The organism is Streptomyces sp. NBC_01551, assembly GCF_026339935.1.
Classification (GTDB): Bacteria; Actinomycetota; Actinomycetes; order Streptomycetales; family Streptomycetaceae; genus Streptomyces.
The window spans coordinates 4,696,150-4,715,169 of record NZ_JAPEPX010000001.1; the positions used below are offsets into that span (position 1 = coordinate 4,696,150).

The window sequence follows — 19,020 nt, forward strand, 5'->3', positions numbered from 1 at the left end:
AGTGTCATGACAGCAAGGACGGCCGTGAGGACCAGGCGCGCACGCCTGGGCCTCGGCCTCGCGGTGACGGCGGCGGTACTGGCGACCGCCGCCCCCGCGCACCCGGCGTACCCCGCGACAGCGGGAGCCGGGGCGGTACGGGCCACGCTGCCCGGGGGGCTCGGCCCCTGCGTGGGCCCCGAGTGCCCCGACGACTACCTCGACCCGCACACCGGGCCGGCCCGCGGCCGGGACGCCGGTGTCAACATCTTCGTGGGCGGGGACTTCCAGGTCCGCGAGCGGGCCGCCGAGGCCGAGGGCCGGGTCGTCGTCCTCGGCTCCTTCGGCCAGGACAAGGCCGCCGGCGGCAGCCAGGTCTACAACGTCGGCATCGTCGGCGCCGGCTCCCAGGTGCAGCCGCCCCTGCGGTCCGACTTCCTGACCACCGGCGGCGGCATCTCCGTCGCCACGGGCGAGAGCCTCCTCGCCGACGGCGGAGTCGTCCGGCACGCCGGCCCCCGCTCCGGTACCGGCGCCATCAGCGCCGCCCGCGTCGTCGAGGACCCGGCCGCGGCCACCCCGTACGCGCACTTGCGCGGCCGGCTCGCCGACGCCAGCCAGTGCTACGCCCGCCCCGACGGGGCCACGCGGCCCGCGACGGGCACGGTCGCCACCAACCGACTCGAAACCCTTTTCACGGGCGACGGCCGCTCCACCCTCCAGGTCTTCAACGTGGACGCCGACATCGCGGCCCCCGGCCGCGCCCAGCAGGGCATCCGGTTCGCGGGCATCCCGGCGAACGCCACGATCCTGGTCAACGTCCTGGGCGCGGACCGGGCCGTCGTCACGTACAGCGGCGAGCAGACCTACCGGCACCGGCTGCTGTGGAACTTCCCCGACGCCACCGACGTGGGCCTGCTCGGCACCGGCCAGTTCCAGGGCGCCGTCCTGGTCGGCAACCCGGCCTCGCGGACCACGGTCACCCTGCCGGGCTTCAACGGCCGGTTCTTCACCACCGGCTCGCTGACCCACACCAGCTCCGCCACCGGGGGCGGCGGCCAGGAGTTCCACGCTTACCCCTTCACCGGCGACCTGCCCGCCTGCGGCCCCGCCCCGGTGACCGGCGAGCTCTCCGTCGCCAAGGTGAACGCGGCCGGCGAGGCGCTGTCCGGCGCCGGGTTCGAGCTGTGGAAGGAGACCAACGGCACCGCCGGCCTCCAGACCGACGCCGCGGGTGGCGACACGAAGGACCCCCGGAACTGCACCACCCCGGCGGACGGCATCTGCCGCCTCACCGCCACGCCCGACACGTACTACTGGCGGGAGGTCACCCCGCCGCCCGGCTACGTCCTGCCGGCGCCCGCGGTGTTCGGGCCGCTGGTGCTGACCCCGCAGAACGCCGACCAGGGCGTGCGGGTGCGGGCCGTCAACCGTCCCGCCGCGCCCGTGCGGGGCGAGGTGAGCGTCCTCAAGGCCGACAGCGGCACGGACGCCCCGCTCGCGGGCGCGGTCTTCCAGCTGTGGGAGGAGACCAACGGCATCCCCGGCCTCCAGACGAGCGGCCCCGATCCCGACACCAGCGTGGGCGCGCCCTGCACCACCCCGGCGTCGGGGGAGTGCGCGCAGACGGTGGAGGTGGGCGCCTACTACTGGCAGGAGACCGCGGCCCCGCCCGGCTACGAGCTCCCGTTGAACCCGGTGTTCGGTCCGCTGGTCCTGACCCCCGGGAACGCGGACCAGGGCGTCGCGGTCGATGCCGACAACGACCCCGTGACGAACCCGGTGTCCGGCGTGGTCTCGGTGCGCAAGACCACCCCCGAGGGCGCCCCGCTCGCGGGTGCGGTCTTCCAGCTGTGGCGTGAGACCAACGGCGTGACGGGCCTCCAGACCGGCGGGGACGGACCCGACACCAAGGTCGGCGACGACTGCGTCACCTCCCTCCCGTCGGCCACCTGCGCGCGCACGGTGCGGCCGGGCACGTACTACTGGCGCGAGATCACCGCTCCGCCCGGCCACAACCTCCCGGCGGACCCGGTGTTCGGGCCGCTGGTGCTGACCGCCGAGAACGCGGGCCAGGGCGTCTCGGTGGATGCCGTCAACACCCCGTTCAGCGGCAAGATCATCGTGATCAAGAAGGACCCGAAGACCAAGACCGCGCTGCGCGGCGCGGTGTTCGAGCTGTGGAAGGAGACCAACGGCGTCCGCGGCCTGCAGACCGAGGGCGACGACATCGACACGCAGATCGGACCCGCCTGCGAGACCAACCGGGCGGGCGTCTGTGAGTTCTGGAACCTGAGCGAGGGCTGGTACTACCTGCGCGAGGTCGAGGCGCCCGAAGGGTACCTGCTGCGCGACGACCCGGTGACCGAGCCGCTCCAGCTGGACGTCCGCACCCCGGACCACGAGCGGGTGGTGGAGCTCTTCAACAGGCCGGCCGAGGACGGCCACGGCGGCAAGGACCACGGCAAGGATCACGGCTTGTTCCCGGGCAAGTTCCCCGGCAAGGACCACGCCAAGTTCCCCGGCAAGGACCACGGCAAGAAGGCCGCCAAGGCTCCGGCCAAGAAGGCTCCGGCCAAGAAGGTCGCGGCCAAGAAGGCGCCCGTCAAGAAGGCCCCGGCCAAGGGCGGTCACGCCAAGAAGCCCGGCAAGGCTCCCGGCAAGCACCGCAAGCCCTGAGCTCCGCCGGTCCGACCGGACCTGACTGACCCGACCTGACCCGACCTGACGGACCCCGATCCACCCCGGTGCGCCGGTGCGGTGAGCCACTCACCGTACCGGCGCACTGTCGTACGGTCAGTTGGGACGGAATGGTGACAAGACCGTGGCTCTTCGTGATCTGCCCGTGTGATTACCTTTTTCAAGCGCGCGACTGTCCGCGCGCGGGGGACATGGGGAGAACAAGAGTGAACCTGCAGCCGATACGCGGCCGCGCCCGCACCGGCCTGCCGGCCCTTCTGCTGGGGGCGGCGCTGCTGTTCACCAGCGCGTGCAGCGGCGGCGGCAACAGCGGGGGCAGCGGCGGCGACAACGGTGGGGGCGGCGGCGGCAAGACCGGCACCGAGGCGTCCAAGGCCGTTGTCAACGTCAAGCCGGACGACGGGGCCAAGGAGGTCGCGACCAGCGGCGTCCTGAAGATATCCACCACCGGCGGAAAGCTTTCCGCTGTGAAGGTCGCCGACACCAAGGGCAACGAGGTGGAGGGCAAGCTCGCCGACGACGGCGCGAGCTGGGAGCCCGCCCGCCACCTGGCCTCCGCCACCGAGTACAAGGTGCACGCGGTCGCCAAGGACGAGGCGGGCCGCGAGTCCGCCAAGGACACCGCCTTCACGACCCTGACCCCGAAGAACACCTTCGTCGGCCACTACACGCCGGAGGAGGGCCAGACCGTCGGCGTGGGCATGCCGGTCTCCATCAACTTCACCCGGGGCATCACCAACCCCGAGGCCGTCGAGAAGGCCATCACCGTCACGGCCGAGCCGTCCGTGCCGATCGAGGGCCACTGGTTCGGCAACGACCGCCTCGACTTCCGCCCCGAGAACTACTGGGCCGCGGGCACCAAGGTCACCGTGAAGCTCGCCCTCGACGGGGTCGAAGGCCGCCCCGGCGTCTACGGCAAGCAGACCCGTACGGTCACCTTCACCATCGGCCGCTCCCAGGTCTCCACGGTCGACGCGACCAGCAAGCAGATGCAGGTCGTCCGCGACGGCCAGGTGCTGAAGAACCTCCCGATCACCGCGGGCGCCCCGGCCACCACCACGTACAACGGGCAGATGGTCATCAGCGAGAAGTACAAGGTGACCCGGATGAACGGCGCGACCGTCGGCTTCGGCGGCGAGTACGACATCTCCGACGTCCCGCACGCGATGCGCCTGTCGAACTCGGGCACCTTCGTCCACGGCAACTACTGGGCCTCGGCCAGTACCTTCGGCTCGGAGAACGTCAGCCACGGCTGCGTCGGCCTGAAGGACGTCCGCGGCGCCGGTGACGGCAACCAGCCCGCCGCGTGGTTCTTCAACGAGTCCCTGATCGGCGACGTCGTCATCGTGAAGAACTCCAAGGACAAGCAGATCGCCCCGGACAACGGCCTCAACGGCTGGAACATGTCCTGGGCGGAGTGGACCAAGTAGTCCCCTCCCGCACACCGCGAAGGCGGCCCGGCGCTGTGACCGACAGCACCGGGCCGCCTTGCGTTAACCGGCGCTAACCTTCCCCGTATGACCATCTCTCTCGAAGTCTCCGAAGGCGTCGGCACCATCCGCCTGGACCGGCCGCCCATGAACGCCCTGGACATCGCCACCCAGGACCGGCTGCGTGAGCTCGCGGTGGAGGCCACCGACCGGGCCGACGTCCGCGCGGTGATCATCTACGGCGGCGAGAAGGTGTTCGCGGCCGGCGCGGACATCAAGGAGATGCAGGTGATGGACCACGCGGCCATGGTCGCCCGGTCCCGCGCGCTCCAGGACGCCTTCACCGCCGTGGCGCGGATCCCCAAGCCCGTCGTCGCGGCCGTCACCGGCTACGCCCTGGGCGGCGGCTGCGAGCTCGCGCTCTGCGCCGACTACCGGATCGCCGCCGACAACGCGAAGCTCGGCCAGCCCGAGATCCTGCTCGGCCTGATCCCGGGTGCCGGCGGCACCCAGCGGCTGTCCCGGCTGATCGGCCCGTCCCGGGCCAAGGACCTGATCTTCACCGGCCGGATGGTCAAGGCCGACGAGGCGCTCACCCTCGGGCTGGTGGACCGGGTCGTGCCGGCCGCCGAGGTGTACGAGCAGGCGCACGCCTGGGCCGCGAAGCTGGCGCAGGGTCCGTCGATCGCGCTGCGCGCGGCCAAGGAGTGCGTGGACGCGGGCCTGGAGGCCGACATCGACACCGGGCTGACCATCGAACGCAACTGGTTCGCGGGCCTGTTCGCCACCGAGGACCGCGAGCGCGGGATGCGAAGCTTCGTCGAAGAGGGCCCGGGCAAGGCCAAGTTCCTCTGAGCGGTGGCCCGTCCGGGGCCTGGCGGTGGCGCGTTCGCGCCCCGTCCTCCCTGTGGGTGGATTAGCCAGGCCTTAAAGGAGCCTTAAGGAGAAGCGGTGATCCACTCGCGGTGATCGGATTCTGGCGGTGCGTAAGGACAGGTCAGAGCATCCTTCCCACCCTCTGATTGCCGTACGCATATGCCGCGACGACCCCCCGGAACGCTTGATTCCGGGGGGTGTTTTCCTGCGGAACGGCCCGGACGGGCGCCTTGGCCCTCCATGATGGGTGCATGGCGGGCCTGGAGGGTGTGGAACAGCCGCGGCAGCGCAGCAGCGCTTCGTCCGTGCGGCTCACGGCGGCTCTTGAGGACGAACAGGGCCTCAAGGCGCTGGAGTTGTACGGGAATCCTGCCGAGGCGGAAGTGACGTTGCCGTCCATGCCCGAGTCCGCGAGCACCGCGCGGCGGCTGACGCAGTGCGTGGTGATCCGGCTCTGGGGTCTCTCGCCGCAGATCGCGGAGCATGCGGTGCTGCTGGTCTCCGAACTCGTCGGCAACGCCGTGCGGCACACCGGGGCCCGGTCCTTCGGCTTACGGATGCTGCGCCGGCGCGGCTGGATCCGCGTCGAGGTGCGCGACCCCTCGCGCGGGCTGCCCTGCCTGATGCCGGTGCACGAGCTGGACACGACCGGCCGGGGGCTGTTCCTCGTCGACAAGCTGTCCGACCGCTGGGGTGCGGACCTGCTGCCGCGCGGCAAGATCACCTGGTTCGAGATGCGCGTCGCGGACCGCTGAGCCCCGACGCCACCCACCCTCCGAAAACGCCAGAAACCCCCTGTCGCCGTGGTGGGCGCTGCGGGGGTTTCATGGGTGCGCCGAGGATCTGAGGGGGTGTGATCCTCGGCGTGAAGACTTCGCTCGGGTCAACGGGAAGCCGTGATTTCGACTATGGCAGACGAGGGCCCAAACGCCAAAAGTCCCGACTCGGACATAAGTGTGCAAATCCTAAGAGTTTCCACCTAAATCCTAGGTGAGGTGGGCCACTCGCCTCGTAATCAATGAATAAGTATCGATGCCTCGGTGTAATTCGTTGATCACGCGCCTGACATCCCAGCATGTGGACCGCCCCGCCAAAGGTCCCAAATTGGGTCAATCATTACCATCTGCTCCCACACGCCCTTAAATGGGCAGGTGCTCAGCTACCCGGACCGTCGATCCGCTCTCCGCGCCGGGACGGCGGTCGCCGTCGGCGCCCTCGCCGCGGCCTGCGGCACGAGCGGCCGTACCGCCTCCGCCCCCGCGCCCGCCACCGGCCACGGCACCGCCACCGCCCCCGCGCCCGCCAAGGCACCGGCCGTGGCCCCCGCCCCGCACCGGTTCGCCGGGCAGCCCGTCGAGATCGGGCACGGCCCCCGCGACCGCCCCCGGGTCGCCCTCACCTTCCACGGCAACGGGGACCCCGCGACCGCCAGGGCGATCCTCGCCGAGGCCGAGAAGGGCGGCGCCCGCGTCACCGTGCTGGCCATCGGCACCTGGCTCGACGACCACCCGGAGATGGCCCGCCGGATCCTCGACGGCGGCCACGAACTCGGCAACCACACCCAGCGCCACCTCGCCGTCAACACCATGCCCGAGGCGGAGGCGTACGCCGAGATCACCGAGTGCGCCCAGCGGCTCAAGCGGCTCACCGGCTCGATCGGCACCTGGTTCCGGCCCTCCCAGACCCGGTACGCGACCCCGCTCGTGCGGACCCTCGCCCAGCGCGCCGGCTACCCGCACGTCCTCTCGTACGACGTGGACTCCCTCGACTTCACCTCGCCCGGCGCCGCGGCCGTCCTCCGCACGGTCACCGGGACGATCCGCAGCGGATCGGTGGTGAGCCTGCACTTCGGCTACGCGGACACGGTCGCCGCGATGCCACCCCTCCTCGAAGAACTCGCGCGCCGCAAGCTGCGCGCGGTGACCACCACGGAGCTGCTGACCCCATGACGACCATCCGCCTTCCCCGGAAGGCCACCGCGCTGTTCGCCGGACTGGTCCTCGCCGCCCTGGCCGGCTGCGGAGCCGGCGACAAGGGCCCGACCGAGGCGCTCGGCTCCAAGGGACCGGCCCGCCCGGTCAAGGCGGTCCCGGCCGTTCCGCCCGGCCTGGCGGGGATGCCGCCGCTCCTCGACCCCAACGACGTCTACGCCGCCGACCGGCCGAACAGGCTCTCCCCGGTGGTCAAGGACTTCCCGTCCCGCGTCTACGTGCCGAACACCGGCTCCAACACGGTGTCCGTCATCGACCCGGCGACGTACACGGTCATCGACACCATCCCGGTCGGCGTCCAGCCCCAGCACGTGGTCCCGTCCTGGGACATGAAGACCCTGTGGGTCAACAACAACCGCGGCCACACGCTCACCCCGATCAACCCGGCCACCGGCGAGGCCGGCGCGCCCGTCGAGGTGCACGACCCGTACAACCTGTACTTCACGCCGAACGGCAAGTACGCGGTCGTGATGGCCTCGATGGACCGGGAGCTGGTCTTCCGCGACCCCCACACGATGAACCGGGTGAAGACGGTCCCGGTGACCTGCTTGGGCGTCAACCACGCCGACTTCTCCGCCGACGGCCGCTACTTCATCGTGAGCTGCGAGTTCTCCGGCGAACTCCTCAAGGTGGACACGGAGAAGATGGAGGTCGTCGGCCAGCAGAAGCTGCCGTTCGAGGGCGCGATGCCGCAGGACGTCAAGATCTCCCCGGACGGGAAGACCTTCTACGTCGCCGACATGATGGCGCACGGCATGTGGGTGCTCAGCGGCGACACGTTCGACGTCCCGAAGCTGCTGCCCACCGGCAAGGGCTGCCACGGCCTGTACGTCAGCCGCGACTCCAAGGAGATGTACGTCTCCAACCGCGGCGAGGGCAGCATCTCCGTCTTCGACTTCACCCAGAACAAGCTCACCAAGAAGTGGCAGCTGCCCGACGGCGGCAGCCCCGACATGGGCGGCGTCTCCGCCGACGGCAAGGTGCTGTGGCTCTCGGGCCGCTACAACTCCGAGGTCTACGCGATCGACACGGGGACCGGGCGGCAGCTCGCCAAGATCAAGGTCGGCGGCGGCCCGCACGGGCTGGCCGTCTACCCGCAACCCGGCCGCTACTCGCTGGGGCACACCGGCATCTTCCGGTGACCCCGCAGGAGGGGGCGGGCTGAGGCTGGCGCTACCCTGGGCCGGTCAACAAGCACCAAGAAGGGGTGGACCCAGTGGCGGACATCGAGAGCGCGCGGACGACGTTCGGCAAGTTCGACGTGAACGGTGACGGCTTCGTCACGGCCGACGAGTTCCGGGCGGCCATGGCGGCGATGGGTGACCCGTTCGTCACCGGTCCGGTCGCCGACGCCGTCATCGCGGCCAAGGACGTGAACGGCGACGGCCTGCTGAGCTTCGACGAGTTCTGGGGCTCCCTGAACAAGTAGGCTCCGCGCCTTCCACGGCCCCCGTCGGCCCCCTGCCGGGGCGGGCGGGGGCTTGCGGCTGCTCGGGCCTGGGGCCTCGGGTCTCGGGTCTCGGGTCTCGGGTCTCGGGTCCAGGCTTCAGGCCGTGCCCTCGACCGGCGGAGCTTGGGGCCCGATGTCCTCGACCTCGGCCAGGGCCTCCTCCAGCCAGCTGAGCCAGAAGGTCTCCAGGGCGATGCCGCCGCGCAGCACCAGCCGGTGCAGGCGGTCCTCGTCGGAGCGCCGGCCCGGCGGGAAGTCCTTCTCCTCGATGGCCTCGTAGGTCTCCAGCTGCCGCCGGTGCAGCCCCAGGTGCCGCCGCAGTTCCCCGGCCAGGCCCTGCGGCCCCACCACGGCCGCCGCCCGGATCCGCAGCAGCAGGGGATCCCGCACGGCCTTCGGGTCCTGCCGCTCGCCGACCCACCGGGCCAGCTCCGCGCTGCCCGCCGGCAGCACCTCGTACTCCTTCTTCTGCCCCCGTACGGGCACCTCGCTGGGCAGCGCCCGGATCAGCCCGGCCTCCTCCAGCCGGCCGAGCTCGCGGTAGATCTGCTGGTGCGTCGCGGACCAGAAGTACCCGATCGACTTGTCGAACCGCCGGGTCAGCTCCAGCCCCGACGAGGGCTTCTCGAGCAGGGCGGTGAGGATGGCGTGCGGGAGCGACATGCGGCCATCCTAGGGACGCGGGAGGTCCAGGACCGCTATGCCGTCCTCGATCGCGAGGGCCAGGCGGGTGCCGTCGGGGTGGAGCGCCGCCACCGGTTCGGGGCCCCGGCCGTACGGCGACTCGTCGCGCGGCGCCGCGACGTCCCGCCATGCGGCGAGCACCGCCCCGGTGGTCGCGTCGACCAGGCGGGGATGTCCGTACAGCGCGAGCACCCGGTCGCCGCCGCAGGCGACGAGCGTCCCCCAGGGCGACTCGGCCGGGCCGCGGTGCAGCCAGCGCTCCTCGGCGAAGGACCAGACCCCGAGTGCGCGCGGCCCCAGTGCGTCCGGGCCGGGGGGAGAGCGCCGCGCGGCGGTCGTCGCGACGGCGAACCGGTCCCCGTCGAGCCAGCAGACCGAGCCCACCTCCCCGTACACGGCCGCCAAGGGGAGGATCCCCTCGTAGTCGAGGGTGCAGGAGTTCGCGAGGGCGGCCGCCACGTCGTACACCGGCGCGATACCGTCCTCGATCCAGCCGAACCCGGCCGCCGCCAGCCGGCGGCCGTCCGGGGCGATCGAGATCCGGGAGCCGTGATTGCCCAGGATGCGCTTGTAGTAGGAGGCCAGGGACATCCCCGACACGAGCTCCTCGATCTCCAGCACCGACCCGGGGGCGTAGACGAGGACCTCGCGGCCGTCCGGCAGCTCGGCCACGGCCATCGCGCGGTCGATGCTGCTCCGGTCGGCGGCCCGGGGGACCTGGCGCACGACGTCCTGGCCGTCGAGCAGCAGGGCCTCGCCGCCGCGCTGCTCGTACACCACCGTCCAACGGCCCGAGGGCGAGTGGGCGGCCCGGTCGAAGGGGTGCGGCGGGTTCCACGTGCCGGGCCGCGCGGTGCCGTCCGCCGTCCAGCGGCGGAACCCGCCCACGGCGTCCACCAGTTCATCGCCGTCCCACCGGAGGGACTTGGGGGCGCTCGTCGCCTTGAATATCCGCATGATCATGAAGCCTAGGTCCTGTCGTCACAGTGGCGCCGGTCGGGCCCGCGGCGTCCGGCGCCGTGCATCGCAAGGCGGAGGGGCGCCCGCGTACTGGGCGTACTCGGGTGCCCCGACAACGCGGCGAGGCGCGGTGCCGGGCGTCGCGGGCCAGGCGCCACTTTGACGACAGGACCTAGCGCGGGCGGGTGCTCGGCCGCGCGGTGGTGGCCGGCCGCCGCGCCGTGCGGCCCTACGTCCAGGCGGACAGCGCCTCCGGGGTCTTGGGGCCCGGGGCGGTTTCGGCGAGCAGGTTCCGGGTGCGCAGGAAGGCGGTCACCGCGGGGGACCAGGCCTGGCGCAGGCCCGCCGACGCCAGCAGGTCCGGGTCCGAGAGCAGGGTCTGCGCCGGGCCGACGCGGATGCCCGACGGGGTCAGGACCGCCGCGTCGTCGGCCCAGCGGACCGCGAGGTCGACGTCGTGCGTGGCCATGACCACCGTGGTGCCCGCCGCGCGCAGGCCCGCCAGGACGTCCAGCAGCCGTTCCTGCCCGTCCGGGTCCAGGCCCGCCGTCGGTTCGTCCAGGATCAGCACGCGCGGCGCCATCGCCACCGCGCCCGCGATCGCCGCCCGCTTGCGCTGGCCGTACGACAGCAGGTGCGTCGGGCGGCCGCGCAGCGCCGTGATGTCCAGCGCGGCGAGTGCGGAGTCCACCCGGGACCGGACCTCGTCCACCGGCAGCCCCATGTTCATCGGGCCGAAGGAGACGTCCTGTTCCACCGACGCCGCGAACAGCTGGTCGTCCGGGTCCTGCACCACCAGCTGGACCGAGGTCCGCAACCGGGTCAGCCCGGCCCGGTCGTACGCCACCACCGCGCCGTCGAGCCGGAGCTCGCCCGGACCCGGCTTCAGGCCGCCGCTCAGCAGCCGCATCAGCGTGGTCTTGCCGCTGCCGTTGCGGCCCAGCAGGACCAGCGCCCGGCCCTCGAGGATCCCGAAGTCCACGCCGGACAGCACCGCCGGACCGTCCTCGTACGCGTAGCCCGCGCCGACCAGCTCCACCAACCGCGTCACAGATACAGCTCCTTGAGTACGAGAGTGGCGGCGATCAGGGTGCCCAGCAGGGCCCCGGTCGCCGCGAGGAACCGCCACGACAGCGACGCCTGCGGTACGAGCACGCGCAGCGCGCCGTCGTAGCCCCGCCCGGCCAGGCCCTCCTGGAGCCGCCCGGCACGGTCGAAGGCCCGTACGAACGAGGTCGCCGCGAGCCCGGCCAGCGAACGCCACATCGCGGCCCGGCCCCTCTGCCCGAGGCGGGCCGCCTGGGCGCGCCGGACCTGGGCGAGCGAGTCCAGCAGCAGGAACCCGATCCGGTACATCACCAGCGCGACGTCCACCACCGGCGCCGGGACCCCCGCCCGGACCAGCCGGGGCAGCACGTCCGAGACGGGGGTGGTGAAGGCGAACAGCAGCACGCCGAGGGAGGCCGCCGAGGTCCGCAGGAGCAGTTCGGCGGCGTGCCGGGGCCCGTCGGGGGCGAGCGAGACCAGGCCCGCCGGGCCGCCGACCGCGAACAGCAGCGGCAGCGCCCCGGTGAAGCAGAACCCGAGCGGGATCCGGAACGCCCGCCACAGCTGGCGGCCGGCCACCCCGGCGGGGCCGAGGAGCACCGCGAGGGTGGCGGCGGCCACCAGCGGCCCGCCGGGCCAGGGCGGCAGGGAGACCGCCGTGACGGTGAGGCCGAGTCCGAGCAGTGCCTTTTCGAGCGGGTGGCGGCGGCGCCAGCGGCTGCCGTGCGCCGCCACGTCGATCGGCAGCACCGGCTAGGCCTCGGGGGCGGCGGCCGGAGCCTGGTCCGCCGGGGCCTGCTGCCCGGCCGGGGCCTGCTGTCCGGCTCGGGCCTGCTGTCCCGCCTGCGCCAGGCCCTGGCGGCGGCCCTTGCGCACGCCGAAGTAGTACGCGAGCACGCCCGCGCCGAGCGCCGCCTGCAGCGCGAACAGCGCGGACTCCACCTCCCCGGACGGCGGCTCGTACAGCGGGGAGAACCACGGCTCGTAGTCCGGCTTGAGCTCGGTGATGGCCGCCTCCGCCTGCGCGTCGGCGCCCGCGAACGGCTCCTCCTTGCCCTCGCCCAGCCCCAGCGCGAGCGGGAGCACGGCCAGCGCCGCCACCAGGAGCAGCAGCAGGGTGTTGATCTTCGCGTTCCGGCTCATCAGACCGCCGCCTCCTGCTGGTTCCCGGTGCGGCCGGCGTCCGCGCCGCCCGTGAGCTTCGCGACGCCGAGCCGGACCAGGTCCGACTTGCTCGACTGCATCAGCAGCCGCATCACGAGGACCGTCAGCAGGCCCTCGCTGACGGCCAGCGGGATCTGCGTGACCGCGAAGATGCCGCCGAACTTGGCGAGCGCGCCGAGGAACCCGGTCCCCGGGTCCGGGAAGGCCAGCGCGAGCTGCACCGAGGTCACGCAGTAGGTGACCAGGTCGGCGAAGAAGGCGCCGAAGAACACGGTCACCATCAGCGGCGCGCCGAACTTCCGCAGCAGCCGGTAGACGGCGTAGCCCGCCCACGGCCCGGCGATCGCCATGGAGAACACGTTCGCGCCGAGCGTGGTCAGCCCGCCGTGCGCCAACAGCAGCGCCTGGAACAGCAGGGTGATCGTGCCGAGCACCGCCATGATCGGCGGCCGGAACAGGATCGCGCCGAGCCCCGTTCCGGTCGGGTGCGAACAGCTGCCCGTCACGGACGGGATCTTGAGCGCGGACAGCACGAACGTGAACGCCCCGGACGCGCCGAGCAGCAGCGTGCTCTCCGGGTTGGCCTTCACCTCGCGGGTGAGGGCGCGGACGCCGTGTACGACGAACGGAGCGGACGCGGCGCCCCAGGCGACCGCGTGCAGCGGGGGCAGGAAGCCCTCGGCTATATGCATGAGTGGGGAGACCTCTCCAGCACCTCGTGGATGGACAACGCGCCCCGGCCGGTCTCCTGGCTCACGGGTGCTGATGTCCCGGCTCCGCCTTCCCGGGTTCGTACGGTCTCCCGCGCGAGCCCAGTGGCTTCCCGTAGGAGTGGAGCCGGACTTCCCGATCACAGTGGCGAGGGCCGCACCGGTTTCCCACCGGTTTCCCGAACACCAAGGCCCGCTGACCCTAGTCGGCCGGACGGACCGGTAACAACCCGCCCCAATCCCGCCCGGATGGGCGCGGTCCGCTGGCGGGTGCGCGCGGCCCCGCGCAGGGTGGGGGAGTGGCCGACCCCGCGCAGGACTTCGACTCTTCGGAGTACGCCGATCTGACCGCCGTCTACGTGAACTGCACGCTCAAGCGCTCGCCCGAGACCAGCAACACCGAGGGCCTGATCGACAAGAGCCGCGCCGTCATGGAGTCGGCGGGCGCCCGGACCTCCCTCATCCGGGCCGTCGACCACGACATCGCCACGGGTGTCTGGCCCGACATGACCGAGCACGGCTGGGAGAGCGACCAGTGGCCGGTGCTGTACAGCCAGATCATGGACGCCGACATCCTGGTCCTCTGCGGCCCCATCTGGCTCGGCGACAACAGCTCCGTCATGAAGCAGGTCATCGAGCGGCTCTACGCCTGCTCCTCGATCCTCAACGAACAGGGCCAGTACGCCTTCTACGGGCGGGTCGGCGGCGCGCTGGTCACCGGCAACGAGGACGGCGTCAAACACTGCGCCATGAACATCCTCTACAGCCTCCAGCACCTCGGCTACGCGATCCCGCCGCAGGCCGACGCGGGCTGGATCGGCGAGGCCGGGCCCGGCCCCTCGTACCTCGACCCGGGCTCCGGCGGCCCCGAGAACGACTTCACCAACCGGAACACGACCTTCATGTCGTGGAACCTCATGCACCTGGCCGCGCTCCTCAAGCGCTCGGGCGGCATTCCGGCACACGGCAACCAGCGCTCCCTGTGGGACGCGGGCTGCCGGTTCGACTTCCCGAACCCCGAACACCGGTAGGGGCCGCGGCTACTGCCGCTCGCGCACGTCGGCCAGCGCGGACTCCAGCCGGGCCAGCAGCGGCGCCGCGTTCATGCGGCGGCAGTCGGCCAGCGCCTCCTCCAGCAGTTCCCCGGCCGTCGCCGCGTCGCCCGAAGCCAACAGCGCCCGGGCCAGCGGCGGCGCCGCGATGGCCCGCACCAGGATCTGCCCCGAGCGCCGGCCCAGCTCGTCCGCCGCCCGCAGCTCGCGCAGCGCCCCGGCGGTGTCCCCGCGGTCCAGGGCGATCCGGCCCAGCCCGATCCGGGCCGCGCTCTGCCCGGCCAGGTCGCCGGAGCGCTCGGTGTGGGCGAGGACCTCGCGGAAGCCCGCCGTCGCCTCGTCCGACCGCCCCAGCATCCGCTGCGCGTCCGCGACCCAGCGCAGCATGCACATCCGGGGCCAGTCCGCGCCGCCCAGCTCCGCCACGGCCAGGGCCTGCCGCAACAGCTCCAGCGCCCGCCCCGTCTCGCCGCGCGCCAGCAGCACCTGGCCGAGGCCGCGCAGCGCATGGGCCTGCCCGTAGCGGTCCCCGGCCGCCTCGAAGACGGCCGCGCCACGACGGCAGCGCCGGGCCGCCTCGTCCAGCCGGCCCTGGACCCGGTCGAGGTACGAGAGCACCCAGCCCGCGTACGCCGCTCCGTGCGCGTCCCCGAGCCCCTCGAACAGCGCCTCGCCGGCCTCCACCATGGCCCGAGCCGGGCCCCACTCCTCCCGGCAGGCGCGCAGCCGCCCCAGCCCGACCAGCATCAGCGCCTCGCCCGCGCGGTCGCCCCCCGCCCTGGCCGCCGCGAGCCCCGCCTCCTGGAGCGCCTGCCAGCCCGGCAGATCGCTGCGCAGGTCGAACAGGTACTCCCCGGCCGCCGCGAGCTCCACGCAGGCGTACGGATCCACCCGCGCGGCCTGCCGTACGGTGGCGACGAGCGCCTCCCGCTCGGCCCCCAGCCAGCGCACCGGCTCGGCCCGGGGCCCGGCCAGCACCGCCGGGTCGGGCACCGCGGCGGCCGCCCGCCCACCCGACCCGGGATAGTCCACGCCCTGGTGCGCGCGCCGCCCCTCCCGTACGAGCGCCACCCAGCAGGCCAGCACCCGTCGCGGCACCGCCTCCTGCGCCCCGGGGAGTTCCCGCCCGAAGGCGCGGACCAGGTCGTGCATGCGGTAGCGCGCGGACCCCGTCGCCTCCAGGAGGTGCGCGGCCACCAAGGCGTCCAGGGCGCTCTCGGCGGTCGCGAGGGGGCTGTTCAGCACCGCGGCCGCCGTCCAGGACGCGTAGTCGGGGGCGTCGAGCAGCGCCAGCCCGCGCAGCAGGGCCCGCGCCTCGGCCGGGAGGGCGCGACAGCTCAGCCGCAGCCCGGCCCGGACCCCGTCGAGCACGTCCAGGCGGGCCCGCTCGTCCGCCAAACGGGCCGCCAGACGGGCGAGTTCCCGGTGCGGGAGCGTCGCCAGCTCCGCCCCCACGATGCGCAGCGCCAACGGCAGGCCCCCGCACAGCCGCACCAGCTCCCGGGCGGAGTCGGCCTCGGCCGCGATCCGCCCGGCCCCCGCCACCCGGGCCAGCAGCCCGAGCGCGGCCGGCTCGTCGAGGAGCGGGAGCGTGAGGGCCGTCCGCCGGTCCAGCGCGGCGAGCCGGTGCCGGCTGGTGACGAGAGCCGGCCCGGATCCCGGCAGCAGTGGCCGGACCTGGGCTTCCGACGCCGCGTTGTCGAGCACCACCAGCACCCGCCGGCCGGCCAACAGGCTCCGGTAGAGGGCCCCCCGCTCGCCCGGCTCGGCGGGCACGGCCGGGCCGTCGACCCCGAGCCCGCGCAGGAACCCGGCCAGCACCTCCGCGGGATCGGCCCCGGCGGTGGGGTCGGCGCCGCGCAGGTCCACGTACAACTGCCCGTCGGGGAAGTCCTCCCGGAGCGCGCGGCCCACCGTGAGCGCGAGCGCGGTCTTCCCGATCCCGGCTGTTCCGGTGACGACGCACACTGCGCCGCCGCCTTCGCGCAACCCTCGCCTGAGCGCGGCCACTTCGTCGTCCCGGCCGACCAGCTCCGCGACCGGGGCGGGCAGTTGGGCGGGGGCGGCTGGCGCCGTGCCGGTCAGGCCGGTCGCCGGAGTGTCCCGGCCGCCTCCGCCGGGTTCCGCGGTCCCGCCGCGGCCTTGTGGTCCCCCGCGCCGGGCGGTGCACCCCGGCCCGGCCAGATCGGCGGGGCTTCCCCCGGCGGGGCTCCCTCCGGCGGGGCCCCCGGGGTCGGTGTCCGAGAGCAGCGCCGCGTGCAGGGCGCGGAGCGCGGGGCCGGGGTCCAGGCCGGCCTCGGCGGCCAGCCTCCGCCGGGCGAGCGTGAACGCGGCCAGGGCCTCGCCGCGGCGCCCCGAGCGGTACAGCGCCAGCATGTGGAGCTCCACCAGCCGTTCCCGCAGCGGGTACCGGGCCACCAGCCCGGCCAGTTCCGCGCACGCCCGGGCATGGCGGCCCAGCTGGAGGTCCGCCGCCAGGGCCCGCTCCACGCAGTCCAGCCGGTCCTGCTCCAGCCTGGCCGACGCGGACGTGAGGATCCGCCCTTCCAACCCGGCCAGCGCCACCGGCCCCCGCCACAACTCCAGGGCCTGCCCGAGGAGTTGCCGGGCACCGCCCGGGTCGTCCGAGGCCTCGGCCGCCGAACGCAGCCGGGCGAACTCTCGTACGTCTATCAGCGTCCCCGGCCCCGGCTCCAGGACGAACCCCGCGTCCGTGCGCGCCACCGGCATCCCGGCCCGGCGCAGTGCGGCCGCCACGTTCTGGAGCTGCTCCCGCGCCGTCGCGGGCGGGTCGTCCCACACCGCCTCGGTCAGCCCCGCCACCGGAACCACCCGCCCGGCTTCCAGCAGCAGCGTCGCCAGCACCCGCCGGCTGCGGGGGCCGGCGATCGTCAACGGGCGTTCGTCCAGGCTGACTTGTAACGGGCCGAGCAGGGAGAAGACCAAGGTCACGGCGGACTCCGCGGCGCTCCGTGGCGGACGGGTGGACGGCGTCGGATGGCCGGCGGGTGGGCCGCCGGTGGCCGCCGATCGTAACGTCTGCCCACCCGGCCGGAGCAGGAGTGGCCCACATTCCGCTCCTCCGCGGCTGCCCCGCCTCCCCTCCCCTCCCCTCCCCTCCCCTCACCTCACCGAGAGGACCCTCCCCATGCGTATCCGCACGCGCACCGCCTCCCGTGGCGCCGCGCTGCTGACCGTCGCCCTGCTCGCACTGGCCGGCCTGACCGCCCCCGATGCCTCGGCGTCGTCCGGTCCCCCCACCGGTCCCGCCGTCGCCGTGGCGATGGGCGACAGCTTCATCTCCGGCGAGGCCGGCCGCTGGCTCGGCAACACCGACCGCTACGCCGGCAGCCGCAACGGCACCGACCGCGCCTGGACGGGCGGCTCCTCCTACGATCCCGCCCGGATCTACGGCGCGACGGCCGAGGTCGGCGGCTGCCACCGCTCCGACGTCTCGGAGATCGCCACCGCCCCGCTCCCCGGCATCGACGAGCGCGTCAACCTGGCCTGCTCCGGCGCCGAGACCGTCAACGTCCTCAGCACGGCCGCGGGCGGCGAGGCGTACCACGGCGAAGCCCCGCAGACGGACCGGCTCGGGGCCCTCGCCCGCACCAAGCGGGTCAGGCTGATCGCCCTCTCCGTCGGCGGCAACGACCTCGGCTTCGGCGCGATCATCGGGGACTGTGCCTACGACTGGTACTTCAAGCGGCTGTGCTGGAAGAAGCAGGCGCCGGTGGTGGAGCAGAAGCTGCCGGGAGTGCGGGCCAGGGTCACGGCGGTCGTGGACGACATCCGCTCCACCCTGCGGGCCGCCGGCTACGCGGACGGCGACTACCGGCTGGTCCTGCAGTCCTACCCCTCGCCGATCCCGGGCGGGGAGTCCTTCCGGCTGTCGCAGAACGACTCGGACCGGATGTTCAAGGACGGCTGCCCCTTCAACGACCGCGACGCGACCTGGGCGGCGTACACGCTCGTCCCGCAGATCGGCGACATGGTCAAGTCGGTCGCGACCGCGCGCGGCACCGACTACATGGACCTGCGCGACGCGCTCGCCGGGCACGAGGTCTGCTCGCTGGGCACGGAGCAGGTGGGCCAGAGCGGCCCGGACCCGCGCGAGCACGAATGGTTCCGCTTCCTGGACTACGCGAACACCCAGGGCACCCTGGAGGAGTCCATGCACCCCAACGCCCACGGCCAGCGGGCGATGGCGGCCTGCCTCGGCCTGGTGGGCGCGGCGGCGCCGGGGCGGTACGCGTGCACGCAGGACTGGTTCGCGGACGGCGACCCCGGCCGGATGCGGATCCGCCCGGCGAACTGACGAAGGGCGGGGGAACGGGGGAACGGGGGAACCGGAGGAAACGGGGGCCCGGCGCGTGCGACGACGCCGGGCCCCCGCACCGGCTCAGCACACGTTGGGGTGCGCGATGTCCAGCACGAACCGCTCGGGGCCGTGCAGGGTGGAGGTCTTGTAGCCGGGCTTGGTGTCGAAGGCGGCGCCGAAGGTCACGTACCCCTCGTAGTCACCGGTCATGGCGAGGCCCTTGAGCTTGGGCAGGTAGATCTTGACGAGCTTGGGGCCCTTGTACACGTTCTGCCCGGCGTCGTCGTGTCCGGCCGCGGGGTGCAGGCGGACTTCCAGGAAGTACTTCCCGGCGAGCGGTACGGGCTTTCCGGACCCGTCGTAGACGAGCTTGGAGACGGGCGTGACGGTGACCTGGGGGACGTATCCCTGCAGGTCGATGACGAGCCGGTCGTACGTGCAGTGCCCGCCCCAGCGGGCATTGACGACGAGCGGCGTCTGCGTGCGGGCGGAGCCCTTCACGGCGGCGGCCGAGGCCGGCGCGGCGAACGAGATCCCGGCGGCGAGCAGCATGCCCGTGGCCAGGGCCGTGATCTGTCGGCGGCGGAGGTGCTTCATGACGTCCCCCTGTTTCTCCAGAGACGGGGACCGATGTCACCCCCTAAGACACCTCCGCA

At 73.3% G+C, this 19,020-nt stretch carries 17 protein-coding genes and 1 riboswitch; of the genes, 9 read left to right on the forward strand and 8 right to left on the reverse strand.

What is annotated here, in order from left to right; translation table 11 throughout:
- The first annotated feature begins 24 nt into the window (after nt 1-24).
- From OG982_RS21400 to OG982_RS21430, 7 genes are all read left to right on the forward strand, one after another.
- The gene (locus OG982_RS21400; RefSeq protein ID WP_266949112.1) at nt 25-2,658 is read left to right on the forward strand and encodes a choice-of-anchor A family protein; all 2,634 of its coding nucleotides are present in this window, start codon (nt 25-27) and stop codon (nt 2,656-2,658) included.
- A 233-nt stretch (nt 2,659-2,891) separates the two neighbouring features.
- Complete coding sequence (locus OG982_RS21405; protein WP_266791804.1) at nt 2,892-4,109, forward strand: Ig-like domain-containing protein; 1,218 nt, start codon at nt 2,892-2,894, stop codon at nt 4,107-4,109.
- Nucleotides 4,110-4,196: 87 nt separating this feature from the next.
- Complete coding sequence (locus OG982_RS21410; RefSeq protein ID WP_266784342.1) at nt 4,197-4,964, forward strand: enoyl-CoA hydratase/isomerase family protein; 768 nt, start codon at nt 4,197-4,199, stop codon at nt 4,962-4,964.
- Nucleotides 4,965-5,236: 272 nt separating this feature from the next.
- On the forward strand, nt 5,237-5,740 hold the full coding sequence (locus tag OG982_RS21415) for an anti-sigma regulatory factor (RefSeq protein ID WP_266784340.1): 504 nt from the start codon (nt 5,237-5,239) through the stop codon (nt 5,738-5,740).
- A 396-nt stretch (nt 5,741-6,136) separates the two neighbouring features.
- Nucleotides 6,137-6,934 carry a polysaccharide deacetylase family protein gene (locus OG982_RS21420; protein ID WP_266784338.1) on the forward strand — a complete coding sequence of 266 codons (798 nt, stop codon included), beginning with the start codon at nt 6,137-6,139 and terminating at the stop codon, nt 6,932-6,934.
- A complete protein-coding gene (locus OG982_RS21425; protein WP_266784336.1) occupies nt 6,931-8,118 on the forward strand; it encodes a YncE family protein in 1,188 nt (395 codons plus the stop codon). The genes OG982_RS21420 and OG982_RS21425 overlap by 4 nt, the downstream gene beginning before the upstream one ends.
- 74 nt (nt 8,119-8,192) lie before the next feature.
- A complete protein-coding gene (locus OG982_RS21430; RefSeq protein WP_266784334.1) occupies nt 8,193-8,405 on the forward strand; it encodes an EF-hand domain-containing protein in 213 nt (70 codons plus the stop codon).
- 117 nt (nt 8,406-8,522) lie between these two features.
- Here OG982_RS21430 and OG982_RS21435 read toward each other — a convergent pair whose 3' ends face one another.
- The 6 genes from OG982_RS21435 to OG982_RS21460 all read right to left on the reverse strand — a co-directional run bounded on the left by OG982_RS21435 (nt 8,523) and on the right by OG982_RS21460 (nt 12,973).
- Nucleotides 8,523-9,089 (reverse strand): PadR family transcriptional regulator, encoded by a 567-nt coding sequence (locus tag OG982_RS21435; RefSeq protein WP_266784332.1) that lies wholly within the window; start codon nt 9,087-9,089, stop codon nt 8,523-8,525.
- A 9-nt stretch (nt 9,090-9,098) separates the two neighbouring features.
- A complete protein-coding gene (locus OG982_RS21440) occupies nt 9,099-10,067 on the reverse strand; it encodes a hypothetical protein (RefSeq protein ID WP_266784330.1) in 969 nt (322 codons plus the stop codon).
- A gap of 232 nt (nt 10,068-10,299) precedes the next feature.
- Complete coding sequence (locus OG982_RS21445; protein WP_266784328.1) at nt 10,300-11,121, reverse strand: ATP-binding cassette domain-containing protein; 822 nt, start codon at nt 11,119-11,121, stop codon at nt 10,300-10,302.
- Nucleotides 11,118-11,867, reverse strand: a complete 750-nt coding sequence (cbiQ, locus tag OG982_RS21450; protein ID WP_266784326.1) for a cobalt ECF transporter T component CbiQ — start codon at nt 11,865-11,867, stop codon at nt 11,118-11,120. Before cbiQ ends, OG982_RS21445 begins: the two co-directional genes overlap by 4 nt.
- A gap of 3 nt (nt 11,868-11,870) precedes the next feature.
- Nucleotides 11,871-12,260 carry an energy-coupling factor ABC transporter substrate-binding protein gene (locus OG982_RS21455; protein ID WP_266784324.1) on the reverse strand — a complete coding sequence of 130 codons (390 nt, stop codon included), beginning with the start codon at nt 12,258-12,260 and terminating at the stop codon, nt 11,871-11,873.
- Nucleotides 12,260-12,973: an energy-coupling factor ABC transporter permease gene (locus tag OG982_RS21460; protein ID WP_266784322.1), complete on the reverse strand. Its 714-nt coding sequence runs from the start codon at nt 12,971-12,973 to the stop codon at nt 12,260-12,262. Before OG982_RS21460 ends, OG982_RS21455 begins: the two co-directional genes overlap by 1 nt.
- Nucleotides 12,974-13,001: 28 nt before the next feature.
- Nucleotides 13,002-13,221, reverse strand: a riboswitch (cobalamin riboswitch).
- Between the two features lie 69 nt (nt 13,222-13,290).
- Here OG982_RS21460 and OG982_RS21465 point away from each other — a divergent pair.
- Nucleotides 13,291-14,022, forward strand: a complete 732-nt coding sequence (locus tag OG982_RS21465) for a flavodoxin family protein (RefSeq protein WP_266784320.1) — start codon at nt 13,291-13,293, stop codon at nt 14,020-14,022.
- Nucleotides 14,023-14,031: 9 nt separating this feature from the next.
- Here the strand turns inward: OG982_RS21465 and OG982_RS21470 are convergent, their stop codons facing one another.
- Nucleotides 14,032-16,995, reverse strand: a complete 2,964-nt coding sequence (locus OG982_RS21470; RefSeq protein ID WP_266784318.1) for a BTAD domain-containing putative transcriptional regulator — start codon at nt 16,993-16,995, stop codon at nt 14,032-14,034.
- Between the two features lie 196 nt (nt 16,996-17,191).
- Between OG982_RS21470 and OG982_RS21475 the strand changes: the two genes are divergently transcribed.
- Nucleotides 17,192-18,361, forward strand: a complete 1,170-nt coding sequence (locus OG982_RS21475; RefSeq protein WP_266784316.1) for a GDSL-type esterase/lipase family protein — start codon at nt 17,192-17,194, stop codon at nt 18,359-18,361.
- 84 nt (nt 18,362-18,445) lie between these two features.
- Here OG982_RS21475 and OG982_RS21480 read toward each other — a convergent pair whose 3' ends face one another.
- A complete protein-coding gene (locus OG982_RS21480) occupies nt 18,446-18,961 on the reverse strand; it encodes a hypothetical protein (RefSeq protein ID WP_266949113.1) in 516 nt (171 codons plus the stop codon).
- Nucleotides 18,962-19,020 lie beyond the last annotated feature (59 nt).

Bases quoted from the DNA above. Each gene is read 5' to 3' on its own strand.
- OG982_RS21410 (WP_266784342.1), top strand. From the start codon at position 4,197: ATGACCATCTCTCTCGAAGTCTCCGAAGGCGTCGGCACCATCCGCCTG.
- OG982_RS21415 (WP_266784340.1), top strand. From the start codon at position 5,237: ATGGCGGGCCTGGAGGGTGTGGAACAGCCGCGGCAGCGCAGCAGCGCT.
- OG982_RS21425 (WP_266784336.1), top strand. From the start codon at position 6,931: ATGACGACCATCCGCCTTCCCCGGAAGGCCACCGCGCTGTTCGCCGGA.
- OG982_RS21435 (WP_266784332.1), bottom strand. From the start codon at position 9,089: ATGTCGCTCCCGCACGCCATCCTCACCGCCCTGCTCGAGAAGCCCTCG.
- OG982_RS21440 (WP_266784330.1), bottom strand. From the start codon at position 10,067: ATGCGGATATTCAAGGCGACGAGCGCCCCCAAGTCCCTCCGGTGGGAC.
- OG982_RS21455 (WP_266784324.1), bottom strand. From the start codon at position 12,260: ATGAGCCGGAACGCGAAGATCAACACCCTGCTGCTGCTCCTGGTGGCG.
- OG982_RS21460 (WP_266784322.1), bottom strand. From the start codon at position 12,973: ATGCATATAGCCGAGGGCTTCCTGCCCCCGCTGCACGCGGTCGCCTGG.
- OG982_RS21475 (WP_266784316.1), top strand. From the start codon at position 17,192: ATGCGTATCCGCACGCGCACCGCCTCCCGTGGCGCCGCGCTGCTGACC.
- OG982_RS21480 (WP_266949113.1), bottom strand. From the start codon at position 18,961: ATGAAGCACCTCCGCCGCCGACAGATCACGGCCCTGGCCACGGGCATG.